A 16,682-nucleotide genomic window follows, 5' to 3' on the forward strand; every position below is an offset into this window, starting at 1 on the left:
AGCCTTCCACCGGCGGGAGGGGCCGTGGGCCGGTGCGTCGTATGCCCGTCGCGTAGGTTCGGTCTCGGAGAACCAGGGCCGTGTACCAGCCCAGGGTCGTACGCCCGGCCTGCGACGGGCTGACGCACCGGCCCACGGCCCCGACCCACCCACGGACCCAAAGGGGCGCGGGGAACGGCGCGAGCAACCACCACGCACCCGCACCCAACAACGAACCCACCCGCTCAACCGCCGGAGGCCACCGTTGACTTGGAGAGCGCTTCAACTTCCATACTCCCGCTCAAGGCCCACCACCCCGCAGGCCAGAAGGAGAAGACACCCACATGCGCTACCGCACGATCGGCAGTGACCCGAAGACCCGCCGCGAGGTAAGCGTCCTCAGCCTCGGCGCGATGCTGTTCGGCACCGTCACCGACGAGGAGACCTCGTTCGCCATCCTCGACCGCTACGTCGAGGCGGGCGGCACCTTCATCGATACCTCCGACAACTACGCGTTCTGGGTCAACGGCACCCAGGGCGGCGAGAGCGAGGCCCTGCTCGGCCGCTGGCGCCGCAGCCGCGGCATCGGCGACGAGATCGTCATCGCGACGAAGCTGGGCGCGCGCCCGCTCGCCCCCGGCACCGGCTACATCGACAACCCCGAGGGCCTGTCCGCCAAGGCCATCCGCGCGGCGACGGAGGGCAGCCGCGAACGGCTCGGCGTACCGAAACTGGATCTCCTGTACGCCCACATCGAGGACCCGACCGTGCCCCTGCGGGAGACCGTCGAGGCCTTCGCGGAACTCGTGGACGAGGGCACCGTCGGCCTCCTCGGCGCCAGCAACCACTGGACGTGGCGCCTGGAGCGGGCCCGCAGCCTCGCCGCGGCGGCCGGTCTGCCCGGTTACGAGGTCCTCCAGTACCAGCACAGCTATCTGCGCAGGCGCGCGGATCTGCCCGGCCAGCTCTCGCCGGACGGCGACCAGGGCTCGACCGGCGGCGACCTGCTCAGCTATCTGCGCACCGAGCCCGCGCTGACGCTCGTGGCCTACTCCCCGCTGCTGAAGGGGAGTTACGTCCGCGAGGACAAGCCCCTCGGCCCCGAGTTCGACCACGCCGGCACCCCCACCCGTCTGGCGGCACTCCGCTCGGTCGCCGAGGAGACCGGCGCCACCGTCAACCAGGTGGTCATCTCCTGGCTGATCGACGCCGACATCCCGTCGATCCCCCTGGTCGGCTGCTCCTCGGTGGCCCAACTGAACGAGAACCTGGCGGCAGTGGACCTGCGACTGACACCGGACCAGCGGGCGAGGCTGGACGCGGCCTACTGATCGGGGGCCCGTCCGGCCTCGCTGGAAGCGGCGTCGTCCCGCAGCCGCGACACGACTGTCACCCCCACCCCCTTGCGGGGGTCCGGGGGCGGAGCCCCCCGTTTCGGGTAGGGGCGGGCTTGGGGGAGAGAACCCTCCCACCCCAGCCCCGGGGGCGAAGGGGTCCGACGATTCGACGGTGTCGACCGGCAGGAAGTCGTACGGCTCGAAGTCGAGGTCCTCGCGGACGGCAGTCGGCGCCTCCCGGCGACGTCGCCGGGGCAGCCGCAGCCACGTGAGCCGAGCCCACGCGGGCCAAGTCCGGGTGGGCCAAGTCCACGTGGCCCACCCGGACTTGGCCCGCGTCCTTAGGATTCCGCGCCCGCGGCGCGCGCAACCGCCACGCCCGCAGCCCCACCACCACAACCCACCCCGCCGCCGCAGGCCCCGTCTGCCACCAGACGGGGCCGAAGTCGGCCAGTGCGGCCACCCCGAGGGGACCGCCGGCCAGCACGGCGAGCACCGCCGCGACAGTGAACCGTCTGCTGCACGCCCGCGAGGCCATCGCCGAACACTTCCCGGACCTGACGGATCCACAGGAGCTACGACGCCGCCTGGCGAAACTGGCGAGCAAGGAGCGTCTGCGGACCGCCCCGAAACCCGCAAAGGTCCGCACGGGCAGCGAACGCCGAGCCCGCCAGTGGACCCGCGCGGCCATCGCCTGCACCACCCTGCTCATCACCGCCACGGCCATCACCCTCGAAACGGCCCCGCGCCACTACGAACCTCCGGTGCCGCCCGGCGAGAAGGTCCACGGCGTACCACCCCGAGCGGCCCCCGGCACACTCTCCGACACAGAGCAGGACCTACGGGCAAAGCTCAGGTCGGAATCGGCGAACGGCCCCGAGAGACTGATCCCAGAGAACCGCTGAGCCGGCCGCTGAGACGCCGCCGCTGTGGGAAACGGCGGCTGGAAACGCAAGATGGGCCCGCATCCCGGCAAGGGATACGAGCCCACCCGACGTTCAGCGTTCAGCCGGGAAAAGACCCTCAGCCGGCGAGAATCGCGCGCGCCAGCTTCGCCGTCTCCGTAGGCGTCTTGCCCACCTTCACACCGGCGGCCTCAAGCGCTTCCTTCTTGGCCGCGGCCGTACCGGAGGAACCGGAGACGATGGCACCGGCGTGGCCCATCGTCTTGCCCTCGGGCGCGGTGAAGCCCGCGACGTAACCGACGACCGGCTTCGACACGTTGGCCTTGATGAAGTCGGCCGCACGCTCCTCGGCGTCGCCGCCGATCTCGCCGATCATGACGATCAGGTCGGTGTCGGGGTCGGCCTCGAACGCGGCGAGCGCGTCGATGTGCGTCGTACCGATGACCGGGTCGCCACCGATGCCGACGGCCGACGAGAAGCCGATGTCACGGAGCTCGTACATCATCTGGTACGTCAGCGTGCCGGACTTCGAGACCAGGCCGATACGGCCAGGCTTGGTGATGTCGCCCGGGATGATGCCGGCGTTCGACTGACCGGGGGTGATCAGGCCCGGGCAGTTCGGGCCGATGATCCGCGTCTTGTTGCCCTTCTCGACCGCGTACGCGTAGAACGCCGCCGAGTCGTGCACCGCGATGCCCTCGGTGATGACGACCGCGAGCGGGATCTCGGCGTCGATCGCCTCGACCACGGCGGCCTTGGCGAAGGCCGGCGGTACGAAGAGGACGGAGACGTTGGCGCCCGTCTTCTCGATCGCCTCGGCGACCGTGCCGAAGACCGGGATCTCGTTGCCGTCAATGTCGACGGAGGTGCCGGCCTTGCGCGGGTTCACGCCGCCGACGATGTTCGTGCCGTCGGCCAGCATGAGCTTGGTGTGCTTCATGCCCGTGGCACCGGTCATGCCCTGGACGATGACCTTGCTGTCCTTGTCGAGGAAGATAGCCATGGTGGTCTGAGTCCCTCTTCCTTTACTTCGCAGCCGCGAGTTCGGCGGCCTTGTCGGCCGCGCCGTCCATGGTGTCCACGCGCTGTACGAGCGGGTGGTTCGCGTCCGACAGGATCTGGCGACCCAGCTCCGCGTTGTTGCCGTCGAGGCGCACGACCAGCGGCTTGGTGACCTCTTCGCCCTTCTCGGCGAGCAGGGCGAGGGCCTGCACGATGCCGTTGGCGACCTCGTCGCAGGCGGTGATGCCACCGAAGACGTTGACGAAGACGGACTTGACGGCCGGGTCGCCCAGGATGATCTCCAGGCCGTTGGCCATGACCTGGGCGGAGGCGCCGCCGCCGATGTCGAGGAAGTTGGCGGGCTTGACGCCACCGTGGTTCTCACCGGCGTACGCGACCACGTCGAGGGTGCTCATGACGAGACCCGCGCCGTTGCCGATGATGCCGACCTCGCCGTCGAGCTTGACGTAGTTGAGGTTCTTGGCCTTGGCCGCGGCCTCGAGCGGGTCGGCCGCCTCCTTGTCCTCCAGCGCCGCGTGGTCCGGCTGGCGGAAGTCGGCGTTCTCGTCGAGCGAGACCTTGCCGTCGAGGGCGATGACCTGGCCGGAGGCGACCTTGGCGAGCGGGTTGACCTCGACGAGGAGGGCGTCCTCCTTGATGAAGGTGTCCCACAGCGTCACCAGGATGTCGGCGACCTGGTCGGCGACCTCGGCCGGGAACTTCGCCTGGGCGACGATCTCGCGGGCCTTCTCGATCGAGACGCCCTCATTGGCGTCGACCGGCACCTTCGCGAGGGCGTCGGGGTTCTCCTCCGCGACGACCTCGATCTCCACGCCGCCCTGTACGGACGCCATGGCCAGGAAGGTGCGGTTGGTGCGGTCGAGGAGGTACGAGACGTAGTACTCCTCGAGGATCTCGGGAGCCGTCTCGGCGATCATCACCTTGTGGACCGTGTGGCCCTTGATGTCCATGCCGAGGATGTCCGTCGCGCGGGCGACGGCCTCGTCCGGGGTGGCGGCCAGCTTCACGCCGCCGGCCTTCCCTCGGCCGCCGACCTTGACCTGGGCCTTGACGACGGACTTGCCGCCAAGACGCTCGGTCGCCGCGCGCGCCCCCTCAGGCGTGTCGATGACTTCACCGGCCAGCACCGGTACACCGTGCTTGGCGAAGAGGTCCCTCGCCTGGTACTCGAACAGGTCCACGCGCGTCCGTCCCTATCAGGTATCTCGCGGTTCGTTGGTCTGCGTGGGCGTGCCGCGAGGGCAACGTGACTGCGCGGTCACAAGGAGGGCGTGGGCACGGTGGCCGGCACGCGGCATGTCCGTATCGCAGGCTATCGCCGCTGACGGCGGGGTCGTAAATCGCAGATCACACCTGAGCGGTGATTACGGTCACAGATGCGGGTCCGCTGTGGGTCTGATCAGGGCCTCACCAGGCTGGGGTTGGCCCGGTGAGGCCCCTTGAACAGCCCCTGAGGAACGCGCGAACAGCCACTCAGGGGTTGCGTGGCGAACGGTCCCCACCCCTTTGGGGACCACCCGCCCCTGTCCGCAGGCTTCCGGCAGGCCAGCCGACGGTTTTCGGCTGTCCGGTGCCGGGTCGTCCTGCGGAGTCGGTCGGGTGCCGTACGGCTGGGCGTACGGCGGTCCGGTCAGATGCCGTACGCGGCGCCGTGTGCGGCGCCCGGCAGGTAGCTCGGGGTGACGGACTCGGCCACACCCTGAACGCCGGTGGCCGCGTTGTGGACCAGCGGTCCGCCAGCGGTCTCGACGGTCCCGGTCAGGTCCTGCGCGAGGGGCTCGGCCTGCCCGGCGACACCGCCCGCGAACGGGGAGACCTCGCCGGCGACGCCGTACGCGAACGGCTGCACATCGCCCGCGACGCCGTACGCCAACGTCGTGGCACTGCCGCCGACGCCCTGCACGACGGGCTGCGCGTAACCGACGACGGCGTCCACGACCGGCCGCACCGCCCCGACGACGCCCTCAGCGAAGGGCGGCGCCTGTCCGACGACGCCCTGCGCGAACGGGCCCGCCTGGCCCACCACGCCGTACGCGACCGGCGGAACGTCACCCACGACGCCGTCCGCGAAAGGCCGCACATCACCGACGACACCGTCCGCGAGCACGCCCGCATCACCCACGGCCTGCCCGGCGACCGGCACCACACCGTCCACGGCGGCACGGGCGACGGGCGGGAGGACGGAGGCGGCGGTGTCCTCGGTGACCTGGCCTACGAGGCCGGTGGCGTACGGGGTGGTGTCGGCGACGACGCCGTTCGCGTACGTCTGCGCTCCGCCCACGACACCGTGCGCGTACGGGGTGGTGTCTTGGGCGACTCCGCCTGCGTACGTCTGCGCGTCGGCCACGACTCCGTACGCCAGCGCCGTCGTCCCGCCGACGGCCTGGCCGGCGACGGGTACGACGCCGTGGACGGTCTGGTCGGCGATGGGGGTGACGCCGCCGACCGCCTCGCCGGCGACCGGCGTGACGCCCTGGATGGCGTTGGCGGCGAGGGGCGGGAGGGCGGAGGCGGCGGTCTCGTCGACGACCGGGGTGGCGGTCTCGTGGATGCCCTGGACGGTGGAGGGGAGGGAGGTGACGGTGGCCTGGACCCGGGCGGGGGCACCGTTCACGGTCTGGCGGGCGGTGTCGATCGTGGTGCCGACGGGGGCGGCCGTCCTGCCCACGGACGCGACCGTCCGGTCGGCGGTGGCGACGGTCTGCCGGGCCTGGGCCCGGGCGTTGGACGGTACGCCCGCCGCGGTGCGCTCAGTGGCCGTGAGCTTCGTCTGCGCGGCGGCGAGCGCCTGCTCGAGCTCCGGGGCGAACGTCGACAGCGGGCCGAAGAGGTAGTCGACCTCGTCCTGGGGGCGGGTGGCGTCGGACACGGCGTTCGCCGCCTCGGACTTGGCCTCCTGCGCGGCGGCCTTCGCCCGGGCGACCTCGTCAGCGGGCAGCTCGGCCTCGACGTACTGGCGGGCCTGGTCGGCCGCCTTCGCCTTCGCGGAGACGGTCGCCTCTGTCCTGGTGGTGGTACCGGTGACGGCATCGTGCGCCTTGACCGTCGTACCGGTGGCGGTGTTCTGCGCCTTGGCGGTCGTGCCGCCGGTGATGTCGGTGATCGTGTCCGTGACGGTCGAGGTGTCGGCGGTGTCGGAAGTGTTGGAGACGTCGTGCAGGACGTCGTCGACCACCCCGCCGACGGGGCTGTCGACCGTACCGGTCGCGTCGCCGACCGCGTCGTCCACGGAGAGGGACGCGTCGGGTACGGAGGCGGTCGACTTGGGCAGTTCGTCCGCGTTGGCGACGGCTGAGCCGAGCGCCCACGCGCCGGTGACACCGGCGGCGATGACGATGGAACGGCGAATGTTCTTGTGCATGCGTGCGTCAGATCCTTCGGGATACCGAGACTTGAGGACTTCGGGAGTGGGGGGCTTCCGGTGTCGGATGCGGTGCCGATTCGGTACCGGTCCGGGGAGTTGAGGACCGGTGATGACGGCAGCGGCTCCGGTCCGGATCCCGTTGGCTGTGTCCGGAGATCGGAGGGATGTCCGGACGACGGGCAGACCTGTTCCGCCCCCGCGCGGCAGGTCAGCGCGGGAAGGGGTGCCCTAGCCGGGGAAAACCGGAATGTCCCGGTACCTGTCCCTGGTCTCGGCCGCGGTCACCACCGCGGCGGTACCGGGCACCAGCCTCAGCTGCGCCCGGTTGCTGAACGCGACGGCATGCGCGTCGCCATGCCGCGACGAACCGTTGTCCGCCGCGGAACCATGCCCCAACGCACCCCTCGGGGCGCTCTCGGGCTCCTGATGCGCGGGCGGCTGCGCGGCCCGCGCACCCTCGTCGTTGTCGCGCACACCAGCGCCGGCATCGGGCGCCACGTGGCCACCGCTGAACTGCGGCCCGTACGCGCCCGTGGACCGATCGCCGGACTGCTCCCCGGCGCCATGCTCGGCCGACCCGTTCTCCTCCGCCGCCCCACCGGGCAACTGCGGCTGCGAACCGACCGGCAACGTCTCGCCCGGCAGAGCCGGCAGCCCCGGCAACTGCGGCAGGTGCGGGAGAACGGGCAGTTCAAGTCCGGGGAGTACAGCCAAGGGCGGCCACCACGGCGACACGGGCTCCCCGGGCTCGGCAATACGACCGCCCACGACCTGTTCCACCAGGCCACCTATAGGCCGTACGACGCCATCGGCGGCCGGTCGTATGACGGTCTCGGTGACCGGCTGAACGACCTGCTCGGTCATGGGGCGTACGACCTGCTCGGTGACCGGGCGGACGACGCGGTGGACTCCGTCGGTCACGGGGTCGGTCACCGGGGCGGTCACCTTGTGGACGGGACCCAGGGGGTCGACGGTGCGGGGGCGGGACGGCGTCGCGGCACCGGGCCCCGAGCCGGAACCGGACGAGGCATCGGCCCCGGCACTGGGGCTGGGATCGGCTTCGGGGCTGGTTTCGGCTTCGGCTTGGGACGAGGCGTCGCTGAGGCCGGCGAGGCCGTTGAGCCCGATGCCGCCGGAGGCACCAGACCCGGGCGTTTCAGACCTGGAGGCTCCAGGCCCGGAACTTTCAGGAGTCGCCGACCGCTGCTCCGAACTCGGCCTCGCCCTCTCCGCACGCGACTGCTCCGCGCCCCGCGCAACCGCTCCGACCGAGCCCGTCACCACCCGCTCGGCCGAACCCGTCACCGACCGCACGACGCCCGTCGCCGTCACACCCGAAGTCGCACCGTCCGCCGCGTCCGCCCGCTCTCCGCAGAGCAGCCCGAGCACGAACAACCCGCCCACCAGCAACCCCACTTGCAGCGCACGTCGCCCGCCCGCCGTGCGCGTCATGCGCAGAGCGGCACCGGGGAGTGCGGCTGACAGGGTCGACACGGTCAAGACGGGGAGAGCCTCCCGTGCGGCGGGACGAGGCGGGTACGAGGTAGGACGGGGCGGCACACGGCGCACCGTTGAAGTCGCGACGATCCTTGCATGGGAGTCGGGAGGTTGCGCAAGCCCCCCGTTCCCGTTGGGCATTCATGTCCGGTTTCCACCAACCAGCCCCGCATGCCCCTCTTTTACTGCCCCGGACTCCCGGTGTCCGGTATCGGCAACGGGCGCTTCTCGATCGCCGCCGCCATCACCTCCGGGAACAGGTCGGGCGTGCACGCGAACGCCGGTGCGTCCAGCGCCGCGAGCGCCGCCGCGTGCTCACGGTCGTACGCGGGCGCCCCCTCGTCGGACAGCGCGAGCAGCGTCACGAACTGCACCCCGGACGCCTTCATCGCCGCGACCCGCTTCAGCATCTCGTTCCGTATGCCTCCTTCGTAGAGGTCGCTGATGAGCACGACCACGGTGTCGGCGGGCCGGGTGATCTGCGACTGGCAGTACGCGAGCGCCCTGTTGATGTCCGTACCACCGCCGAGCTGGGTGCCGAAGAGGACGTCGACCGGGTCGTCGAGCTGATCGGTGAGGTCGACGACAGCCGTGTCGAAGACGACGAGTCTGGTGCTGATGGACCGCATCGAGGCCAGTACGGCGCCGAAGACCGACGCGTAGACGACGGACGCCGCCATCGAACCCGACTGGTCGATGCAGAGGATGACCTCCTTCTTCACGGACTGGGACGCGCGCCCATAGCCGATCAGCCGCTCCGGCACGATGGTCCGGTACTCGGGCAGATAGTGTTTGAGGTTGGCCGAGATCGTGCGGTTCCAGTCGATGTCGTGGTGGCGCGGCCGACTGATACGGGCACTGCGGTCCAGGGCGCCGGTGAGCGTGGCCCGTGTGCGCGTCGCGAGCCGCTTCTCCAGGTTTTCGACCACTTTGCGTACGACGGCACGTGCGGTCTCCTTGGTCGTCTCGGGCATCGCCTTGTTCAGCGACAGCAACGTGCCGACCAGGTGGACATCGGCCTCCACCGCCTCCAGCATCTCCGGCTCCAGCAGCAGTGTGGACAGCCCGAGCCGGTCGATGGCGTCCCGCTGCATGACCTGTACGACGGAGGACGGAAAGTACGTCCGTATGTCCCCCAGCCACCGGGCGACCGACGGCGCGGAGGCCCCCAGCCCCGCCGACCGGTCCTTCCCCGCCCGCCCCTTACCGGCGGCTCCGGCACCTGCGCCGTACAGCGCCCCCAACGCCCCGTCCATCCCGGCGTCCTGCCCGGCCAGCTCATACCCGGTACCGTCCGCCTCCGCCCCGCCCAGCACCAGCCGCCACCGCCGAAGCCGCTCGTCGGAGGCACCGGCCTCGATGGCCGCGCCGGCCCGGCCCGTCGCTTCCGTGCTCATCGGCCCACCCCCACAAGGTCGTTGTCGTTCGCGTCGTTGTCGTTCGCGGCGTCGTTCTCGTCCAGCCCCAGGAGCAGGCGCAGCACCGGGAGGACGGCGTCCGCACGCTCGGTGTCGAGGTCGGGAGCGAAGCCGGGTATGGCGGAGCCGGTGGCTGTGGCGCTCCCTCGCGTTCCCGGCCCGCGTCGCACCAGCTCGCCGAGCGTGCGCCGCACCCCGGGTTCGTACGCCGAGAAGGTCCGCCGCAGTAGAGGCAGTACGTCCGTGAACGCGTCCCCCGGCACCCCGGTCAGCCATGCGTCGACCAGCCCGAGCAGTCGCTCGTCGTGCACGAGCAGCATCCCGCCCCCGGAGCCTCCGCCGACGAACCCCTCGATCCATGCCGCCGCATCCCCCGGCGCCGTCCCCGGCGACAACACAAGCCCCATGAGCCGCGCGGCCTCCCCCTCCACCAGCTCCCCGTCGTCCAGCAGCAGTCGAACGGCCCGCCCCCGGATGATCCCCGGGATCGTGTCGCGAGCGGAGAGCGTCCGCAGCACGGTGTGCCAACGGCCGCGTATGCCGGAGCGAGGGCCGGCGGCGGTCTCGACGTCGGCGTCGGCGTCGATGTCAATCTTGGTCTCTGCCTCGGTGTCGGCCTCGGTAGCGACCTCAGCGTCTGCCTCGGAGCCAGGCCTCGCGTCGGCTTCCGGACGGGGGCCTGGACCGGTCCCGGCGTCCTCTGCCGGGGAGGCCTCCGCAGCCGCCGGGCGCGACCTCTGGCCGGATACTTCCGCGCCGACCGCCGCCGCTGCCGGACGCGAGTCCGAGCCAGCTCCCGCAGACGTCTCCGTATGAACCTCCCCCAGCAGCCCCACCGCCCCATGCACCGCATCGACATGTCGTCTCATCTCCTCGGCGGCGTCCGTGTCGAGGGCGGCGCAGGCCGGGGGGAGGCCGACGAAGACGCGTTCGGCGAGGCCCGCGGCGACCTCGGCCAGTGCGTGCGTGCCCGTGCCGCGTACGTCGCCGTAGCGCAGAGAGCGGACCAGTGCGGGGAGAGCCTGGGCGAGGTGGCCGACGTCCGCGTCGAGGGCGGCGCGGTCCGCGAGGATCCGCATCACCACGGGGAGGGCATCCGGAAGTTCGGCGAGGAGGCAGTGCTCCGCGAGGGTGGTGACGTCGGCCAGGACGCTCGCCGCGACGGCGTCCGCCTCTGCCTTCGCGGTCGCCGCGGCGAGCACCGTGGTGCCCCACACCCCGGCCTCGGCGACCCGCACAGCCAACTCCGGCTCCCAGCGCAGCCGCCAGGTCTCCCGGAACGTACCCGTGCTCCCCCGCGACTCCGCAGGCGCGCCCCACTCGATGCCCAGGATGCGCAGCCGGTGCAGCAGCCTGCTGCGCTCGGCGTCGTTCTCCTTGCGCAGGTCGAGCTCCAACTCCCGCTCCAGCGCCTCCGGTTTGAGCCGCAGCCGCCGCTGGATCCGAGCGAGGTCACGCTGCAACGGCACCGCGGGCGCCGACTCGGGCACCTCGCCCAGTACATCGCCGACAACGAGCCGGTCGTGCACGAGCGCGAGCGGCACATCCGAGCCCTCACACATGACGGCCCGTACGGCGTCGGTGGTCTCGGTCAGTCCCGGCAGCGGCCGGCCCCGCATCGCGGCGAGCGTGTCGGCGAGCCGCACCGCCTCGATGACGTGCGCGGACGACACGAGCCGGTCCTCGTCGCGCAGCAGCCCGGCCACCTTCGTCATCCAGCGTTCGATCGGCCGGTCGGGGGCGCTGAACAGATGCCCGTACCAACCGGGCGAGTCGATCCCCGCGCCGTAACCGCTGACCCGCGCAAGCCGCCGGTGCGTCCACGGCACCCACGTCATGTCCACCTTCGCCTTGGGCAGACCCTTCAGCAGCGCCTTGTCGGCGGCGACGGTCGCCTTCCACCGCAGCGCGGGCACATGCCAGGCCCCGCACACCACGGCCACGTCGTCCCCGAACTCCCGCTGCGCCGCTCGCATTTGGAGCCGCATATACGCCTCCCGCACGAGATCCCGCTCGTGCCCCCCGCTCCCGTACACCTCCCGCAAGGCGCCCATGGCCTCCCCCAGCACCTCGAAGGGCCCGAACGCGTCCCCGCACCGCACCCCCCGGTGCTCGATCACGTCCTCCCACCACCGCTCGGGATCGTCGTACCCGGCGGTCTCGGCGAGCACGGCGAGCGGATCGATCCGGATGGCCTCCTCGGACACAGCGCTGTCCGGCGTATCCGGCCCGTTCGGTGCCGCGGACGCGTCGGGCGCCTTCTCCTGCCCCCACGCCAGCGTGTGCGTGGCGGGGAGGTCGATGAAGCGGGCCGGAACCTCGTGTTCCAGGGCCCAGCGGATGGCCACCCACTCCGGGGAGAACTCGGCCAGTGGCCAGAACGCCGACCGTCCCGGCTCGTCCACCACATGCGCGAGGAGCGCGACGGGCGGCTGCATGCCCTCCTCGGCGGCCAGCGCGATCAGCGCGTCGGCCTCCGGTGGGCCCTCGATCAGCACCGTCCGAGGGTTCGCCGCCTCCAGTGCCGCCCGCACGGCGCGCGCCGAACCAGGCCCGTGGTGCCGCACCCCGAGCAGCAAGGGCCCCGAACCGCGCCCGGCACTTTCGGCCCGCGTGGCCTCCGGCAAGGAGCCGTTCACGCGCTCACCTCCCGGCAGGCCCGGTAGAAGTCCTTCCAGCCGTCGCGCTCGCGGACGACCGCCTCCAGGTACTCCTGCCAGATGACGCGGTCGGCCGCCGGATCGCGGACGACGGCGCCGAGGATGCCGGCGGCGACGTCACTCGCGCGCAGGACGCCGTCTCCGAAGTGGGCGGACAGGGCAAGCCCATTGGTGACGACGGAGATGGCCTCCGCGGTCGACAGCGTGCCGCTGGGCGACTTCAGCTTCGTACGGCCGTCGGCGGTGATGCCGTCGCGCAGCTCGCGGAAGACGGTGACGACGCGGCGGATCTCGTCGATGCCGTCGGGCACGGCCGGCAGGTCCAGGGAGCGGCCGATCTGGTCGACCCGGCGCGAGACGATGTCGACCTCGGCGTCGGCGCTCTCCGGCAGTGGCAGCACCACCGTGTTGAAGCGGCGGCGCAGGGCGCTGGACAGGTCGTTGACCCCGCGGTCGCGGTCGTTGGCGGTCGCGATCAGGTTGAAGCCGCGAACGGCCTGCACCTCCGACCCCAGTTCCGGTATCGGCAACGTCTTTTCCGACAGGATCGTGATGAGCGAGTCCTGTACGTCGGCGGGGATACGGGTCAGCTCCTCGACGCGCGCGGTCATCCCTTCCGACATGGCGCGCATGACGGGGCTGGGCACCAGCGCGTCGCGGCTCGGGCCGTTGGCGAGCAACTGCGCGTAGTTCCAGCCGTACCGGATCGCCTCCTCCGGCGTGCCGGCCGTGCCCTGCACGAGCAGCGTCGAGTCGCCGCTGACGGCCGCGGCCAGGTGCTCGGACACCCACGTCTTCGCCGTGCCGGGCACGCCGAGCAGGAGCAGGGCCCGGTCGGTGGCGAGTGTGGTGACGGCGACCTCGACGATGCGGCGCGGGCCCACGTACTTCGGTGTGATCACCGTGCCGTCCGGGAGGGTGCCGCCGAGCAGGTACATCGCGACGGCCCATGGCGACATCCGCCACCGGGTCGGGCGCGGGCGGTCGTCCTGCGCGGCTAGCGCGGCGAGCTCGGCGGCGAACGCGTCCTCGGCGTGCGGCCGCAGCGCCTCGCCCTTCTCTCCCGCGGGTGCCTGCGCGGGCGCAGGCACCCCCGCGCTCGTGTTCGCGGGCGCGGACTGGTCGCGGCTCGGGTCGACGGAAACAGGCATGGCTAGGTCCCCCTCCAGCTCGGCCGGGTCGGCCGGTTCGGATCTGGTGTCCACCTTGCACCACACCACTGACAATGCGCCCTGACCTGCACAAATGCCCTCGCGAGGGCCGATTGTCAGTGGTGGGACCTACCTTCGATGTCATGACTCAGCAGGGGGTGCGCTGGACTGCGGATCAGGTGCTGGCACTGGCACCTGACTCCGCGTCACGCAAAGCGGGAAGCAAACTCGGCGCGGCCGGGCCGTGGTCGGAGGCGGGCAGTTCTGACGAGGGGACGGTATGGGGACTGTGCAGGGGCAGCGGCAGCAAGCCGTATCAGACGGTCATCGACCTCGCGGACTCGACGGGGCCCGCGTACAAGTGCAGTTGTCCGAGCCGCAAGTTCCCGTGCAAGCACGCACTGGGACTGCTGCTGCTCTGGGCGGGCGAGAGCGGCACAGGCAGCTCCGTGCCTCGGGGGCAGGCGCCGGACTGGGCCGAGCAGTGGATAAAGGGGAGAAGGCAGCGCGCGGAGGAGAAGCGGACGACGACGAGCGGGGCATCGGGCGCCCCGGCCGGTGATCCGGAGGCGGCGCGGCGCCGGGCGGAGCGGCGTGCCGAGCGGATCACGGCGGGCGCGACGGAGCTGGAGCAGCGGCTGACCGACCTGCTGCGCGGCGGTCTGGCCGCGGCGGAGCAGGCGGGGTACGGGCTGTGGGAGGAGACGGCGGCCCGGATGGTCGACGCGCAGGCACCGGGACTGGCCGCGCGTGTACGGGAGTTGGGGGCGATTCCGTCCTCAGGGCCCGGCTGGCCGGTCCGGCTGCTCGAGGAGTGCGCTCTGCTCCACCTACTCGTCCAGGGCTGGCTGCGCCGCGAGCGACTGCCGGAAGGACTCGCGGCGATGGTCCGTTCCCGGATAGGGCTGCCCGCCTCGGCGGACGGCCCAGCCACGCGCGACCGCTGGCTGGTCCTCGCCCAGTACGACACGGCGGACAGCCGCCTCACGACACGCCGCATCTGGTTGCACGGAGCGGAATCAGGACGCACGGTCCAGCTCCTGTCATACGGGGCTGCCGGCCGCGCACCCGAACTGGCACTGCCCGTCGGACTCGCCCTCGACGCGGAGGTGTCGGCGTACCCGGGCGCGGGCCGGCTGCGGGTGGCTCTGGGCGAGCAGTTCACGCCCCCTTCGCCCGTGACGCTCCGCCCGCCAGGGGTGAGCGTGGCGCAGGCGGCGGTCCAGTACGGCGAAGCCCTCCGGGACGACCCATGGCTGGACTCCCACCCGGTGACGCTGGCCCGCGTCATACCGACCCCGGACGCCGACTCCTGGCAACTGGCGGACGCCGACAGCGAGCTGACGCTCCCCCTCACCCCTGCCGCCCAGTCCCGTTCCGGTCTGTGGCGCCTGGTCGCCCTGTCGGGCGGAGCCCCGGTCAGGGTCTTCGGAGAATGCGGCCACCACGGCTTCACACCACTCACGGCGTGGCCGGAGGAAGTGGGAGAGGCGGTGCCACTGTGCTGACGCCACCGCTCGCCTCCGGCGCATTCATCGAGCTCTCGGCCACCAACTCGCTGCCACCGACCAGCTCACCCGGATCCCTCAACCTGGTACGGAAGGGACGCTCATGAACAGCCCCCTCACTCCTCCGGACGCATCCACCGGGAGCTCCTGGGAGGAGCTCGTGACCGTGGCGTTGCTCGGGACCGAGCGGCGTACGCCGCTCGGGACAGCACCCGGACGGGGGGCGCCGGGAGCACTGCTGGACGCGGCGGCGGTGCAGACGGTGCGGCGGCGGGCCGGATTGCGGCCGGGGCGGGCGGTGGCACGACCGGAGCCGGCGGCGGAGGACCCGCGCCCGGCGCTTCCCCGCCCCGCCGCGCGCAGGCTGGCGATGCTGCTCGCCGACCGGCCCGGCACGGGCAGCGGCGGCCGCAGAGGAACGGCGCCCGACCTCATGGAGTTGCTGCCGCAGTGGCTCGCTCTGGCGAACCAGCGCGGGTTCGCGGCACCCCCGGAGCTGCTGCCCGCGCTCCTGGACGCGGCCAGGGGGCGTACGGATCTACGGCCGGCGGCGCTGGCCTTCGCGGGGCCGCGGGCGCTGTGGCTGGCACGGCTGAACCCGGACTGGCGGTTCGCGCTGCGTGCGACACCGGGCGGCGGAGCCGCGCTGCCCGGCGCCGAAGAACCCGAACGGACAAGGCAGTTGTGGCAGGAGGGCCTGTTCGCCGAGCGGGTGGCGCTCCTCGCGGCGATACGGGCGCACGACCCGGCAGCCGCCCGCGAACTGCTCGCCACGACCTGGGCGACGGAGCGGGCCGAGGACCGGCTGATGTTCCTCGACTCGCTGCGGACGGGGTTGTGTGCGGCGGACGAGCCGTTCCTGGAACAGGCATTGGCCGACCGGAGCCGCAATGTGCGGGCCACGGCGGCGGAGTTGCTGTCCGCGCTACCGGGTTCGGCGCTCGCCGGGCGGATGGCGGACCGCGCCGGCTCCTGCGTGGCCGTCGATCACACAGGCGGCACGCCCACGATCACGGTCGAGGCGCCGCACGCCTGCGATGCGGGCATGGAACGCGACGGGGTGGTGGCCAAGGCTCCGGCCGGCCGAGGTGAACGATCCTGGTGGCTCGGCCAGTTGGTCGAGGCGGCCCCGCTCGCCACCTGGTCTCGGCGGCTCGGTGGGCGTACGCCGGAGGAGATCGTGGCGTTGCCGGTGGCGGACGACTGGCGGGGCGAACTGCATGCCGCGTGGTGCCGGGCGGCCGTACGGCAAAGCGATCCCTCTTGGTCCAGGGTGCTGTTGGGGTCACCCTCGGCGCCGGAGGCCGGAGGGCCGGGAGCGGTGTCGCTGGCCGAGCGGGCCAAGCTGCTCGGCACGTTGGGCTCCGCCGAGCGAGCGGAGTGGGTGGCGGGGTTCATCGCCGTGCACGGGTTGTCCGAGGCGTTTCAGTTGCTCGGGGTGTGCGCGGTCCCCTGGGCGGGAGCCTTGGGTCGAGCCGTTGTGGACGCGCTCAACATCGCGCGGGACGCGGGGAGTTATCCATGGAGCTTCAGCGGAGTCATGGGGCTGGCCGAACGCTGCCTTGACCCATCGGAAGCCGGCCGCCTCGACGCGCTCATGGCTGTACCCGACGAGCCGGAGAATGCGTCGCCCGGTGCCGGGGGCTACTGGGCGGAGTCGTTTCAACGGCTGGTGGGGACGCTGCGGTTGCGTGCGGCGATGCAACTTGAATTGGGCGGGTTGCCTCCGGCGGTTGGGCGGGTGGGTTCGTTGTCGGGTGCGGGTTGAGTGTGGTTGCTCGCGCCGTTCCCCGCGCCCCTGGGTGGGTGGTGGGTGCGGGGCCGTGGGCCGGTGCGTCAG

11 protein-coding genes are annotated in these 16,682 nt (G+C 72.0%); 4 read left to right on the forward strand and 7 right to left on the reverse strand.

Annotation, left to right across the window (positions count from 1 at the left end; all coding sequences use genetic code 11):
• Nucleotides 1-323 precede the first annotated feature (323 nt).
• On the forward strand, nucleotides 324-1,310 hold the full coding sequence (locus ACYVO6_RS30940) for an aldo/keto reductase (RefSeq protein WP_461066944.1): 987 nt from the start codon (nucleotides 324-326) through the stop codon (nucleotides 1,308-1,310).
• Between the two features lie 512 nt (nucleotides 1,311-1,822).
• Nucleotides 1,823-2,221, forward strand: a complete 399-nt coding sequence (locus tag ACYVO6_RS30945) for a hypothetical protein (RefSeq protein WP_461066946.1) — start codon at nucleotides 1,823-1,825, stop codon at nucleotides 2,219-2,221.
• A gap of 118 nt (nucleotides 2,222-2,339) precedes the next feature.
• On the opposite strand, the gene sucD is transcribed toward ACYVO6_RS30945, so the two are convergent.
• The 7 genes from sucD to ACYVO6_RS30980 all read right to left on the reverse strand — a co-directional run bounded on the left by sucD (nucleotide 2,340) and on the right by ACYVO6_RS30980 (nucleotide 13,334).
• A complete protein-coding gene (sucD, locus tag ACYVO6_RS30950) occupies nucleotides 2,340-3,224 on the reverse strand; it encodes a succinate--CoA ligase subunit alpha (protein ID WP_033329097.1) in 885 nt (294 codons plus the stop codon).
• Nucleotides 3,225-3,246: 22 nt separating this feature from the next.
• The gene (gene sucC, locus ACYVO6_RS30955; protein ID WP_461066948.1) at nucleotides 3,247-4,425 is read right to left on the reverse strand and encodes an ADP-forming succinate--CoA ligase subunit beta; all 1,179 of its coding nucleotides are present in this window, start codon (nucleotides 4,423-4,425) and stop codon (nucleotides 3,247-3,249) included.
• 449 nt (nucleotides 4,426-4,874) lie between these two features.
• A complete protein-coding gene (locus ACYVO6_RS30960; RefSeq protein WP_461066950.1) occupies nucleotides 4,875-6,605 on the reverse strand; it encodes a hypothetical protein in 1,731 nt (576 codons plus the stop codon).
• 231 nt (nucleotides 6,606-6,836) lie between these two features.
• A complete protein-coding gene (locus ACYVO6_RS30965) occupies nucleotides 6,837-8,102 on the reverse strand; it encodes a hypothetical protein (RefSeq protein WP_461066952.1) in 1,266 nt (421 codons plus the stop codon).
• A gap of 185 nt (nucleotides 8,103-8,287) precedes the next feature.
• Nucleotides 8,288-9,502, reverse strand: coding sequence for a VWA domain-containing protein (locus ACYVO6_RS30970; protein ID WP_461066954.1), 1,215 nt, complete (start codon nucleotides 9,500-9,502; stop codon nucleotides 8,288-8,290).
• Entirely contained in the window at nucleotides 9,499-12,162 is a 2,664-nt protein-coding gene (locus ACYVO6_RS30975) for a DUF5682 family protein (RefSeq protein ID WP_461066956.1), read from the reverse strand. Before ACYVO6_RS30975 ends, ACYVO6_RS30970 begins: the two co-directional genes overlap by 4 nt.
• Complete coding sequence (locus ACYVO6_RS30980) at nucleotides 12,159-13,334, reverse strand: ATP-binding protein (protein ID WP_461066966.1); 1,176 nt, start codon at nucleotides 13,332-13,334, stop codon at nucleotides 12,159-12,161. Before ACYVO6_RS30980 ends, ACYVO6_RS30975 begins: the two co-directional genes overlap by 4 nt.
• A 143-nt stretch (nucleotides 13,335-13,477) precedes the next feature.
• Between ACYVO6_RS30980 and ACYVO6_RS30985 the strand changes: the two genes are divergently transcribed.
• On the forward strand, nucleotides 13,478-14,842 hold the full coding sequence (locus tag ACYVO6_RS30985; RefSeq protein ID WP_461066958.1) for an SWIM zinc finger family protein: 1,365 nt from the start codon (nucleotides 13,478-13,480) through the stop codon (nucleotides 14,840-14,842).
• Between the two features lie 103 nt (nucleotides 14,843-14,945).
• Entirely contained in the window at nucleotides 14,946-16,610 is a 1,665-nt protein-coding gene (locus tag ACYVO6_RS30990; RefSeq protein ID WP_461066960.1) for a DUF5691 domain-containing protein, read from the forward strand.
• Nucleotides 16,611-16,682: the final 72 nt, after the last annotated feature.

Source organism: Streptomyces pseudoechinosporeus (assembly GCF_054783935.1).